Origin of the sequence: Roseateles sp. 22389, from assembly GCF_052044995.1 — a bacterium.
GTDB lineage: Bacteria > Pseudomonadota > Gammaproteobacteria > Burkholderiales > Burkholderiaceae_C > Roseateles.
In genome coordinates this window covers 69,043-80,007 of the sequence record NZ_JBQEOF010000025.1, presented here as the reverse complement: position 1 = coordinate 80,007, position 10,965 = coordinate 69,043, and the positions used below count along the sequence as shown (strand labels likewise).

Sequence of the window (10,965 nt, the reverse complement as noted above, 5' to 3'; positions counted from 1 at the left end):
CCAGGAAGAGCACCGCCAGCGGCGTCGAGTTCCGCTTGGCGAGTTCGAGCTCGTGGGTCAACCTGTCCCAAAGGACAATGCGGTTGGGTAACTGGGTCAACGGATCGGTCTCGGCAACCCGCACGGCCTCCTCAAGCGCGGCGTGCGCGGAGTCGGCGTCTCTTACGGCGCGCAGGTTCTGATCATGGAGCTCCGTGTACAGGCGCTCGTTCTCGAGCACCATCCAGTACAAAGCTCCCAGCCGCTTTTCGCTGCGCGCCTGCGCAATCTGGGTCAGAAGCTTCTCGAGCGTGTGCTCGGCCTCCCTGATCTCGCGCTTGACCTGCGCAAGGCGCAGAACTGGTTCGGCTTCAGTGCTCATCACTCTCTTCCTGCCTGGAAGGATGGGAACTCGCCCGGTCGTCAGTTTGGGACTGCACATCGTGCCCTTGCTGCCAGGCGTCTTTTCGCCTTTGCCACAGGTCCGGGCACTCTCCCGTTGCCGAGGGCTGATTCAACTGTTCGTCCATAGGATTCACATGACGCTCTTCACCTCGCGCGGCGGCCTTGGCTCCTTGACGCTGCAGTTCGGCGCGCTCGGCAGTGGGTAGGCTGTTCTTCTGATCGCGTCGGGCGGCGTGCCGCCCCGGTTTGGATCTGCGCTTCATGGTCGCCTCCCTGTCTTGTAGAGCCATACCGTGAAGTAGAGCAAGGGGCGATCCAAGCCTAGGCCGGGATCAAAAACATATTTCCCCCTTCCTCGCCAACCGTGCTTGAATACTCAACACTGACATGCGCGCAGTGTCGCGTCGGCCAGCTCGCGTGGCCGCCATCAACGACGACCAGGCCGCTCCGCCAGGGAGCTCTTTCGAAAGCGCGACATGTTCGTCAAAGCCGGACTTGCCCACATTGGCGGGCTGCAGATTTCGTCCTTCGATGTCATCTACGTCTGCCCGTCCCACTCCGAGCTGGGAACACTGATCTTCAGGCGGCGTCACGCCCCACCCAGGCGAGCACTCTTCATTGACCTGCCTGCGAATCCGAGGAGCGGGACGATCGAGCGGATCCGTGATGTGCTGGACCCGCTACGGCACTCCGACGATTGGCTGGCGTGATGGGGACCGCCCGGCGCTCGTGTCCGGAGAAAAGCCTGCCGCCCCTTCGCCGCAAGGGATGCCGCACCCCAACCGTCGTCGCGACGCCGAGGTCACCATGAGGAACTCACAGACGAGCACGCTCACGACCGTCGACTTCAAGCACGCGACGCCATTGAGCGCCCGTGGCATCAAGGTCTGTGCAGACTTTGATGTGCGCGGAGATTTCCTGAGCTGGAGCGCCACCTTCTACATCGCGCCCCGGTTCTTCGAGATGACTGGATGCGTGCGAAGAGTTGAAGGAGAGGCCGACTCCCAGACTGTTGTGCTGTCGATCGGTCAGGCGATGAACGCAAGGTTCGGCTGATCCCGGCAGGCCGCGCGACGCAAGCCTCACCATCACTTGCGACGTTGTCCGGCGCGACGCGGTCATGCGGAGCGAGCCGAGCATGAAACTACAGCCCAGGAGCAGCAGATGCGATTCTTCAAGTCCGTGGATTTCCGGCACGAGTGCCGCGTGAGCGCGTCGGCTGCAGGGGTGGCCAAGGCGTGCGTTGACTTCAGCACAAGCGGCACTCTGCTCGTTTGGATCGCGACGGTCAGTCGCTCCGAAAAGGTCTTCGAATTGGAGGGCTCCACCCACCGTGCTGACGACGAGTCAGATCGTGAGGCCGTGATACGGGCGGTCTCGACGGCAATCGATGCCGTAATCGCAGCCACTTGAAAAGAGCTCGGCGTCTCCTTTAGCTGCACGGGTGAGCATTGCGTCAACCGGGGTCGCAGTATGCCTGGGGTGCGGCATAGCTCGTTCAACAAGGAAGTCGGATGACCGCCCTTGTATGTAGCAAAGTACGCCCAGGCCGCCACAGGCCGACCCGCCCAGGGTAGGCGCTTGGGCGCCATACCGAGGGAGAGCGAGGGTCGTGGCGGCCGACCTCGGTTCGTCATGAACAGACAGCCCGAACGGTTGTGAGGTCCATTGAGGCCGTATCGAACACAAGGAAGGGCACTGTCATGAACGCAGAGATCTTCGTCGGCGTCGACGTTTGCAAGGCTTGGCTGGATGTGGCCCAGGTGTCCAGCCCATTGAAGGACGCGCCAGGCGAGTTGACATCCAGAGTGAGCAATGACGAGGCTGGGCGCGCGGTGCTCGTGAAACAGCTCCAGCGGTTGGCGCCGACGCTGGTGGTGCTGGAAGCGACGGGAGGCTTCGAAGCGGCGATGGCCAGCGAGCTGTGTGCAGCGGGGGTCGCCGTGGCGGTGGTGAATCCGAAGAAGGTGCGCGACTTCGCCCGATCAATTGGCGTTCTTGCCAAGACGGACCGGCTGGACGCGCAGGTGTTGGCCAAGTTTGCTCAGGCCACCCGCCCCCAGGTGTACGCGCTGCCGGACGAGACGCAGCAGGAGATCATCGAGTTGGTGGACCGACGCGCGCAGCTGGTGAGCATGCGCGCGCAGGAGAAGAACCGCTTGGCCACGGTCAAGCACGTGGCGCGCACCAGCGTGCGACACCACATCGAATGGCTGGACAAGCGGATCAAGGAGATCGACAAGGATCTGGACGGTCGCTTGAAGGACTCGACGATCTACCAGCCCAAGTACGAGCTGCTCGACAGCGTGCCGGGCATTGGCCGAGTCACGATCTCGATGCTGCTGGGACGCTTGCCGGAGTTGGGCAGCCTGGACCGCAAGCGCCTGGCGGCGCTGGTGGGGGTGGCGCCGTTTGCCGACGACAGCGGCAGGCGGCGCGGCCAGCGCTATATCCAGGGCGGACGCGCGGATGTGCGCAGCACGCTGTATATGGCCGTGTTCACCGCCAGGCGATGCAATGGGCCGATCAAGGCGCTGTATGACCGCCTGAAAGCCGCGGGCAAGGCCTACAAGGTCGCCATGACCGCGTGCATGCGCAAGCTGCTGATCATCCTCAACGCCATCCTCAAGTCCGGTCAACCATGGAGGCAAATCGAAAGCGCTTGACACGGTTGCTCTCTCCTCCACGGTCCGTCCTGGTGGTCGACGACCTGCCCGAGATGTCGACGTCTCTCGGCTCGCTGCTTGCAGGGCTCGGGTTCAGTGTGCGGACGGCCCTATCGGGGGAGGATGCGCTCTGCTTGATAGAGGACTGCCCGCCTGACGCAGTGATCTCGGACATCGAGATGCCAGGTATAGGAGGCATCGGACTCGCCCGGGCGATTCGAGGGAGCATGAGCAAGCACGCGCTGCTGATCGGGATCTCGGGATCGGCTCAAAGCCTCCGCGAGGCCGCCGAACTCTTTGACCACACGCTGCTCAAGCCGGTGTCCATAGAGGCCTTGGAGGAACTGCTGGCGTTCGATTCTTGAATTCTAGGATGCGAGTAAGCCCGCGCTCGACGAATTGGCCGGCGTGCGAATCAACAACATCCCTGATCGTTGGAAGATATGACACTTCTTCGGACCACCCACGGTGCATGGAAAGCTGAAGAGGTCGGCGACCTGGTGGAAAGCTTTGCCGCGCACATCTCCCAGTACGGGATCGTTCTGCTGGATCCCTTGGGCCGAATCACCGGATGGAGCGAAGGGAGCTACTGCATCACGTGCCTCTCAGCCGACGACGTCTTGGGACGCGACTTCTCGGTCCTGTTTTCGGAGGAGGACGTGAGGGCGGAGTTGCACCGTCACGAACTCAATGCCGCAGCGATGCTGGGAGCGGTGGAGGATGAGCGATGGCACACGCGCAAGGATGGATCTGCCTTCTGGGCCAGCGGCATGACATTCTCCAGAAGTCAGCGTGGCCGCCAGCTGGGATTCGCCAAGCTGTTTCGTGATGCCACGCACCTGCGCCTTCGAACCCAATGGCTCGAGAACGAAGTGCAGCGGCTGGAGCGCCAGCATCACGATCGGACAGTCTTCATCGGGCCGATTGCCCACGAGTTGCGCAATCCGCTGCAGCCGATCGGTCTTGCCACGCGACTGCTTACGTCGGCGGTGGACTCGAAGCAGATCGAGCAGGCGGCCAAAGTCATCCGTCGGCAGGTCGCGTTCGTCGAGCGTCTTGTCGAGGATCTGGTGGACATGACGCGAGTCGGTGAAGGGAAGTTGAACCTGCGCTACGACGACGTGCTGCTGCAGCCCCTCGTTGAGGCGGCAATCGAAGCTTGTCGCCCCTCGGCGGTTGCCGCCGGTGTCGACCTGCTGAGCGTGCTGCCGCCGGTGATGGTGCGAGCGCAAGTTGATGCTGGCCGGATCCATCAGGTGGTCACCAACCTGCTCAACAACGCGATCAAGTTCACGCCTCGGGGTGGTCGTGCGTCCGTCCTGGTCAATGTCGACGGAACTCACTTCCTGATCAAGGTGCAGGACACCGGTTGCGGCATCGGGCCGGAGCTTCAACCACGCATCTTTGACATGTTCACGCAGGCTGATGGCACGGACTCTAGCCGGGGTCGAGGTCTGGGCATCGGACTGGCAGTCGTGAAGGAGCTTGTCTCGCTTCACGGGGGAACGATCGAAGTGAAAAGCGAAGGCAGGGGACGGGGAAGTGAATTCATTGCGAGACTGCCGCTCCTGAGGCAGACCTCGCGGGCCACGAACTAGTGGGCAGTCCGAAGTCGCCTATCGCGGCTCAGCGTCAACGTTGATCGTCCGCTTCGGGCGACGCTGCGGGCAAAATTGAGGTCTGCGACAGGTCGACCGGGGACTGTGCTGTCACCTCGCAGCGGTCACTCGGGCGGTCCAGGTGCAGGCATCGGCGCCAAACGGCTGGTTCCTGGGGTGAAGCAGTCAGTCCAGCCGCCTGGCGCTCAGTGGACCGCTCTTGGCGCGAGCGGTCGCCGGCACCTTGATCTGCGAACGACTCAGTTCAGCCTGAAGCTGCGACGGCATCGCAGCGTAAGCAGCCATCGCGGGCCTACCGCGGATTCCGACCTGCCCAAGGCCGCTCGCGATTGAATAGCTCGGCATTGCCTGTCGGCCCTCATCCGGCGGTGAGCAACCGCAGGATGTCTGGATACCAGCTGCAGTTCAGTCCCAGGATTTCGTCGAGGGCCGCTTCCCGGTGGCGGCCTTCCAGCCGTGCCGAGTGGATGCCGAGCAGTCGCCAGGGAAATGCCGGGGCGCTGGCATCGGGAACGACCACCGGTGCGCCACTGAGTCCCCGGTGCGTGCGCGCATCCGTCAGGAAGTAGCCTTCTCCCCCAAAGCGCCAGCCGTAAGGCGACGCCACGATGCCCGACCGGGCCACGGGCAGGTAGTGAAGTTCGTCGTGAAATCCCATCGGAAAGCCAACGATTAGTACGGGCGTGCCCAAACCGACCTCCGGCTGCAGCTCGGAAAGACCTTCTGCTGGAAACATGTGCCAAAGTGCTGCTTGCGGCATCTGTTCGGCATGTAGCTTCAGCGTGGCCACGTCGATCTCGCCCGACGCATCCCGGCCTTGGCGCCATGCCGCGGTGCCCTGCACGTAGAGGGGCAGGATCGCGCTGGTAGTGACCGCGAGATTGTTGGCGTCGGTGTGGAGGTCAATCTGCACCCGGTCGGGATAGTGACTCGTGACTGGATCGATGAAGACGTGTCGGCACGTCACGAGAAAGACGCTTTCGGCTTCGGCTCCTCGCAAGAGAAAACCAGTCGCGCGCGTCAAGGGACGGACATCCTGGGACGTGCTCAGCCGAACCACCGCGAGCAGCAGCGGATCAATGGGTTTCATCGCGTGCCGCCGGGGCCGGAGGTCGGTGCTGGCACCCGTTGAGCGCAACGCTCCTGGCGCGGTCGGCCAGTTTGGCCAGATACATCGCTTCATCGGCCTTCCTGACCAGATCCTCCGCTTGATCGCCGTCTTCAGGGAAGCCACTTGCGCCGATACTCACGCGCTGCGTCAGAACGGCGTCGGCCAACTCCCACGGCTCGGCAATGGCCTCTTTGATCTTTTTGATCAGACTCCGTACGCCGTCGCCCGCCACGTTCCCCGCGACGATGACGAACTCGTCGCCGCCGATGCGACACACGGTATCGCTCGCCCGAAGTGTCGACTTCAAGACGTTGGCGACATGCTGCAGAAGCTGGTCACCTGCCTCGTGGCCCAGCCGATCGTTGGTCATCTTGAAGTCGTCGAGGTCGAGAAACAGGACCGCCAAGGGAAGTGCATGGCGCTTGGCCAGGGCGATCTCATGGGTGAGGCGGTCCCACAGGACGATGCGGTTGGGTAGCTGGGTCAACGGGTCCGTTTCTGCCGCCCTTACCGCCTCCTGGAGGGCTGCATGCGCTGAGTCGCCCTCTCGCGCGGCCCGCAGGTTCTGGTCATGCAGCTCCGTGTACAGCCGCTCGTTTTCGACCACCATCCAGTACAGCGCCCCCAAGCGCTCTTCGCTGCGCGCATGTGCGATCCGCGACAGCACCTCGGAGAGTCGACGCTCCGCGACCTCAATGTCCAGGTTGATCTGAGCGAGCCTGTCGGAGCTTGCGGGATCAGTGCTCATCTTTGCTGTCCCGTTTGGGCGGCAACGCCTCCGAACGTTCGTCGTTCCTGGATTGAGCGTCATGCCCCTCCTGCCATGCGTCCTTGCGGCTTTGCCACACGTCAGAACATTCACCCGTCGACGAGGGGCGGTTGGGCTGCGCGTTCATGGGATTCACATCACCCTCTTCACCGCGCACTGCCGCCTTAGCTCCTTGGCGGCGCAGTTCGGCGCGCTCAGCGGGGGGCAGCCCGTCCTTGCGGGCGGTCCTGTTAGATACGCTGCCAGTTTTCGACCTGCGCTTCATCTTCACTTCATTTCTTTCAGGCCCTTATCCAGTGATGCGGCAATCATCGATCCAAGCCCAGGCACCGAAAACAAATGTGCCAGGCGCTCGACATCCGTGCTTGAATGCGTGGCCCTTCAAGCGAGCTGTGTCGCGTCCACCAGATGACGTGGCCCCCCAGAAGACGACCAGCCGAGCCGGCGGCACTCCCCACCACGAGGAGCCCTGTTCCTCGACCAACCCACACAACGGAACGCTGGAGCGCATGGCGATGTACTGGCCCCGCAGCGTCACGCCGGCGAGCGGCTCCCCTGAGTGTGACGGGTCGCGACTATTTGCCGTTGGGTGAGGCAGTGCGGCACACCGGTCGTGATAACGAAAAGAGTCTGAGCCGTCGGCCACATGCGCGTCCGACGATCCCTCTATCACGCGATGAACGGGAGGTTCGACTGAAGATTTACAAGGACGGGGATGGCGTCGAGCGAGTGCGACCTTGCGGCGCGCCCGTCGGAGTTCAGCGAGTGCGAACCGTCCGCGCACGGGACTTCTATCGGGAGAAAGAGATGGGACTTATCAAGACTGTCGATTTCCGGCATGAGTGCAGGACAGCCACGTCGACTTCAGGACTGGCGAAGGCATGCGTCGACTTAAGCGCAAGTGGAAAGTTGCTTGTATGGATCGCCACGATCAACCGCTTGGATCAGGTCTTCGAACTGGAAGGCTCCACCCACCGTGCGGACGATGAGTCGGACCGAGAGGCTGTGATGCGCTCGGTTTCGAACGCCATCGATGTGGCCATCGCGGCCCGTTACTAGTCCCGTTGCGAATTACGCAGGGATCATGCCTATGGGGCCGTTTAGGTCGGCAGCATTTGCAGGTCCTGCCGCAGCTTCTCCGCACTTGTCTCGACCTTGGGGGATGTTTCGCTTCGCGTGACAACAAGGTCCGCATTGCCGCGAAACCGCGTCACCGTCAGCAATTTCTGGCCCCTTGACCGTGCTCGCAAGCAGCGTGTGATCGAGTGGGATGGCAAGCATCTAGGCCAGGATATCGCTTACGGCTACCCGAGCGTCTGTTTGAGCAATCGCTCGTACTCGGTCTTGACCACTGCGTAGCACTCGCAAGTGCGCCGTTCCAGGCCGGGACGATTCAGGACCTTGATATGGCCGCGGCGGTAGCTGATCAGCCCCGCATTCTGTAGATCGCCGGCCGCTTGAGTGACACCTTCTCGTCGAACCCCGAGCATGTTGGCGATCAGATCCTGAGTCATGACCAGGTCGCAGCCATGGAGCCGATCCAAGCTGAGCAGGAGCCAGCGGCAAAGCTGCTGATCCAACGAGTGATGCCGATTGCACACCGCTGTCTGAGACATCTGCGTCAGCAGGGCTTGCGTGTATCGCAAGAGCAGATGCATCACATGGCCCGCCCGGTTGAACTCCACAAGCATCAAATCGGATCGCAGGCGCAGAAGCTCCCCGGCACTTTGCACGACGCCCCGACTGGGCGTGGTTTGTCCGCCCATGAACAGCGATACCCCCACCACGCCTTCGAAGCCGACCACCGAGATCTCGGCCGAACCGCCGTCCTCAAGGACATAGAGCAGGGACACGATGCAGGTCGTGGGGAAGTAGACGTGCGACAGGTGCGCTCCGGATTCGTAGATCACCTCACCCAAAGGAGCCTCCACGGCTTCCAGATCAGGCAGCCAACGCGACAGCTCCTCGTCCGGGAGCGCGGCAAGGAGCAGGTTCTGACGCGCGAGTTTCATCGGCACCATCTGCGTCGCCTTTGAGTGTTGGCCAGCGATCTGAGCGGCCCGGGTGAAAGCCGATCGATGAGGAAAGGAGGCGGCAACCGGCATCGGACTGCTGCGTGCGATGGCGCACCGACGCCGTGTGGGAATCGGCGCAGCCTGTGCTCGTCACGGGCATAAATGCTTCCCACCCTCCAAGGGTGAAATTGTGCGCGCCCGCTGCCTTAAAACTTATGAAGGACTCGATATGACGAAGCGTCAACACGGCAACAAGGAACTGAAGAAGCCCCGGCAGGAAAGGCCTCCCGAAGCCGGTCATCCCCCGTCGCCCACGATACCGGTTGCTCCCGCGGCGCGCCCGCGGGTGGGAAGGCGCTAGATGGTGGATGTCGCCGCGCGTCTGAGCAGCCTGAGTCTCCTGAGGCGATGCGCGGTCACGGGCAGCGACGGAAACATCGGGGCCGTGCGGCTGTCGCTCATCGATCCTTCCGATTGGCGCATCAGCTTCCTTGTCGTGGAAACCGGGGCTTGGCTATTTGGCCGCTGGGTGCTGATCCTGCCGTCATTGCTGCTCCAGCCCATCCGACCCCGAAGTATGCACATGGATGCCAACCAGCGCACGGTCAGGACCAGTCCCACCTTGCATCCGCTGCAGGGCGTCTCCCCGCAACAGACTCGCGCCACGTTGCTCCACTACGGGCAACCGGCCCCAGCCTCGAAAGACCTACCTCTGCTGTCCGATGAGGAACTGGGCGGATGTGAGTTGATTTCGGAGGGCAAAGGCATGGGCAGCGTTGTCGATCTCGTCTACGACGATGTGACATGGATGCTCCGCTACCTCCTGGTTGATACGTCTGCCTGGTGGCAAGGTGGGCCACATGTGCTGATCAGCCCCCATTGGCTCGCGGAGGTCGACATCGCAGCCAAGAAGATCCACCTGACCGTCCAGCGCGAGGCAGTGCGGGCCAGCCCGCGTTTTCAAGATATCGGCACGATCGATCGCGATTACGAGACGGCGCTGCACCGCGGATATGGACAGCGGCCCTACTGGATGGGTCCCGCGCATGCCGGTTGATCGCTCGTGGCTTGTTGGCAGTCTTCGCATGAGGAGCAGAACATGAACCCCTTCTTGATTTTCTCAGCGGCGCCTTTAGCAGTGCTGGGCGCGGTACTCGTGGCCACAGGCTGGTTCGGCTGGGGCGTCGCGTTCTGGGTGCTCGCGATGGTATTGAGTCAAGTGTCATTCGTGGCCGATGTCTGGGCAGAGTACCGGCAGCAAGGCCCGAACGACGTGTCCCTCTACACCGCGCTCGTGACCTGCCTGCGACGAAGCGCATGACCGGAGGCCGCAATGACCCACGTGCATCAGGGCCCAGGCTTCGCCTCCGAGATCACTTTTGGCGAGCGAGCGGAAGACACGTTCACGGGCGAGGGTGGACGACCGCGCTCCCAGACCGATGAAGTGGATCGACTGGCAAGGCTCGCCGTGACCGATGACTCAGCGCTCGCGCTGAACATGAAGGAATTCGACATGCATGATTCAATCCTCGTCCCCATCGACGGAAGCCAGGCGGCTGACGCGGGGCTCGCGTTCGCGATGGACCTGGCCACGGCGTTGAAATCTCGCCTTGTTCTCCTGCATGTGTTGGATGTTGAGCCGCTCTTCCTGCAGTCCGCGGGCGACTTCAAGGAACACCGCGACAGTCTTCGCGAGTACGGCAACGAGCTGCTCGCGAAAGCCGCAGTGGCCGCGCAGGACCGTGGGCTTGCCGTGTCATATGCCTTGCACGAGACCGTTGAGTCGAACGCTGCTTCGATCATCGTGGCGGAGGCGATCAGTCGCGGATGCTGCTTGATCGTGCTTGGGACCCACGGCCGTCGTCAGCTGAGCAAGCTGCTGCTTGGCCGAGATGCCGAGTTGGTTCTGCGAGACAGCGTGGTTCCCGTGCTATTTGTTCGCGCCACGCGCTCCCGGGACGCCGCGCCCGGGCTGCACAGATCGTCGTCGCGTTCGATGGGAGACGCCCATGCTTGATGTCGAGACAGCACCCGTTTCCCGTGTGCCGTTGGCACTTGAGTCCGCGACCAAGGAACATGCTCGCCTTTCGCAGGAGGAGCGTTGCGCTTGGTTGGCGTTCGTCTGGATTCGTGAAGACGATCTGGAGTTCGCACCGAACTGGAGGAAATGGGTGCGCGCGAACGAACGACTGTGCGCCGGCGCCGCACGTATGTGGCAGCTTCGCATCGACCTGCTCATGGACGGCAGGACTGGCGCTTTCGAGTCGCCGCGCGATGTCAGACCGGAAGCCGTCGCGAGCACGGCCCTGACCTCGCCTTCGCGTGCGGCGGACGAGGTATCGAGCAGTAGTGCGGGAACCCCACATGGCCCCGCTTAGGCCAGGAGTAACGACCTCCCGAT

Annotated in this window: 16 protein-coding genes; 10 read left to right on the top strand and 6 right to left on the bottom strand. The window is 62.6% G+C overall.

Features of this window, described 5'->3' with window-relative positions; translation table 11 throughout:
- Window positions 1–361, bottom strand: a 361-nt coding sequence (locus ACTJKJ_RS24790) for a diguanylate cyclase domain-containing protein (RefSeq protein ID WP_440822765.1), incomplete at its 3' end; no start/stop codon positions are given.
- The gene (locus ACTJKJ_RS24785; RefSeq protein WP_440822763.1) at window positions 351–647 is read right to left on the bottom strand and encodes a CrpP-related protein; all 297 of its coding nucleotides are present in this window, start codon (window positions 645–647) and stop codon (window positions 351–353) included. The genes ACTJKJ_RS24790 and ACTJKJ_RS24785, both read right to left, overlap by 11 nt.
- 403 nt (window positions 648–1,050) lie before the next feature.
- Here ACTJKJ_RS24785 and ACTJKJ_RS24780 point away from each other — a divergent pair, with 403 nt between their 5' ends.
- The 5 genes from ACTJKJ_RS24780 to ACTJKJ_RS24760 all read left to right on the top strand — a co-directional run bounded on the left by ACTJKJ_RS24780 (window position 1,051) and on the right by ACTJKJ_RS24760 (window position 4,648).
- On the top strand, window positions 1,051–1,440 hold the full coding sequence (locus ACTJKJ_RS24780) for a hypothetical protein (protein WP_440822761.1): 390 nt from the start codon (window positions 1,051–1,053) through the stop codon (window positions 1,438–1,440).
- A gap of 108 nt (window positions 1,441–1,548) precedes the next feature.
- A complete protein-coding gene (locus ACTJKJ_RS24775; protein ID WP_440822759.1) occupies window positions 1,549–1,797 on the top strand; it encodes a hypothetical protein in 249 nt (82 codons plus the stop codon).
- Window positions 1,798–2,087: 290 nt separating this feature from the next.
- Complete coding sequence (locus ACTJKJ_RS24770) at window positions 2,088–3,050, top strand: IS110 family transposase (protein ID WP_440822757.1); 963 nt, start codon at window positions 2,088–2,090, stop codon at window positions 3,048–3,050.
- 32 nt (window positions 3,051–3,082) lie between these two features.
- Window positions 3,083–3,415: a response regulator gene (locus tag ACTJKJ_RS24765; protein WP_440822755.1), complete on the top strand. Its 333-nt coding sequence runs from the start codon at window positions 3,083–3,085 to the stop codon at window positions 3,413–3,415.
- 78 nt (window positions 3,416–3,493) lie between these two features.
- A complete protein-coding gene (locus ACTJKJ_RS24760) occupies window positions 3,494–4,648 on the top strand; it encodes an ATP-binding protein (protein WP_440822753.1) in 1,155 nt (384 codons plus the stop codon).
- A 379-nt stretch (window positions 4,649–5,027) separates the two neighbouring features.
- Here ACTJKJ_RS24760 and ACTJKJ_RS24755 read toward each other — a convergent pair whose 3' ends face one another.
- From ACTJKJ_RS24755 to ACTJKJ_RS24745, 3 genes are read right to left on the bottom strand one after another with little or no spacing between them, the layout of a single operon-like run.
- Window positions 5,028–5,759, bottom strand: a complete 732-nt coding sequence (locus ACTJKJ_RS24755) for a S1 family peptidase (RefSeq protein ID WP_440822751.1) — start codon at window positions 5,757–5,759, stop codon at window positions 5,028–5,030.
- Window positions 5,746–6,528, bottom strand: a complete 783-nt coding sequence (locus ACTJKJ_RS24750) for a diguanylate cyclase (RefSeq protein WP_440822750.1) — start codon at window positions 6,526–6,528, stop codon at window positions 5,746–5,748. Before ACTJKJ_RS24750 ends, ACTJKJ_RS24755 begins: the two co-directional genes overlap by 14 nt.
- Window positions 6,518–6,814 (bottom strand): CrpP-related protein, encoded by a 297-nt coding sequence (locus ACTJKJ_RS24745; RefSeq protein WP_440822769.1) that lies wholly within the window; start codon window positions 6,812–6,814, stop codon window positions 6,518–6,520. Before ACTJKJ_RS24745 ends, ACTJKJ_RS24750 begins: the two co-directional genes overlap by 11 nt.
- 542 nt (window positions 6,815–7,356) lie before the next feature.
- Here ACTJKJ_RS24745 and ACTJKJ_RS24740 point away from each other — a divergent pair.
- A complete protein-coding gene (locus ACTJKJ_RS24740; RefSeq protein ID WP_440822749.1) occupies window positions 7,357–7,608 on the top strand; it encodes a hypothetical protein in 252 nt (83 codons plus the stop codon).
- Between the two features lie 245 nt (window positions 7,609–7,853).
- Here ACTJKJ_RS24740 and ACTJKJ_RS24735 read toward each other — a convergent pair whose 3' ends face one another.
- A complete protein-coding gene (locus ACTJKJ_RS24735; protein WP_440822747.1) occupies window positions 7,854–8,570 on the bottom strand; it encodes a Crp/Fnr family transcriptional regulator in 717 nt (238 codons plus the stop codon).
- 355 nt (window positions 8,571–8,925) lie between these two features.
- Here ACTJKJ_RS24735 and ACTJKJ_RS24730 point away from each other — a divergent pair, with 355 nt between their 5' ends.
- The 4 genes from ACTJKJ_RS24730 to ACTJKJ_RS24715 are packed head-to-tail and all read left to right on the top strand — an operon-like array spanning window position 8,926 to window position 10,942.
- Window positions 8,926–9,621: a hypothetical protein gene (locus ACTJKJ_RS24730; RefSeq protein WP_440822745.1), complete on the top strand. Its 696-nt coding sequence runs from the start codon at window positions 8,926–8,928 to the stop codon at window positions 9,619–9,621.
- A gap of 42 nt (window positions 9,622–9,663) precedes the next feature.
- On the top strand, window positions 9,664–9,885 hold the full coding sequence (locus ACTJKJ_RS24725; RefSeq protein WP_440822743.1) for a hypothetical protein: 222 nt from the start codon (window positions 9,664–9,666) through the stop codon (window positions 9,883–9,885).
- Between the two features lie 12 nt (window positions 9,886–9,897).
- On the top strand, window positions 9,898–10,581 hold the full coding sequence (locus ACTJKJ_RS24720; RefSeq protein WP_440822741.1) for a universal stress protein: 684 nt from the start codon (window positions 9,898–9,900) through the stop codon (window positions 10,579–10,581).
- Window positions 10,574–10,942: a hypothetical protein gene (locus ACTJKJ_RS24715; protein WP_440822739.1), complete on the top strand. Its 369-nt coding sequence runs from the start codon at window positions 10,574–10,576 to the stop codon at window positions 10,940–10,942. The genes ACTJKJ_RS24720 and ACTJKJ_RS24715 overlap by 8 nt, the downstream gene beginning before the upstream one ends.
- Window positions 10,943–10,965 lie beyond the last annotated feature (23 nt).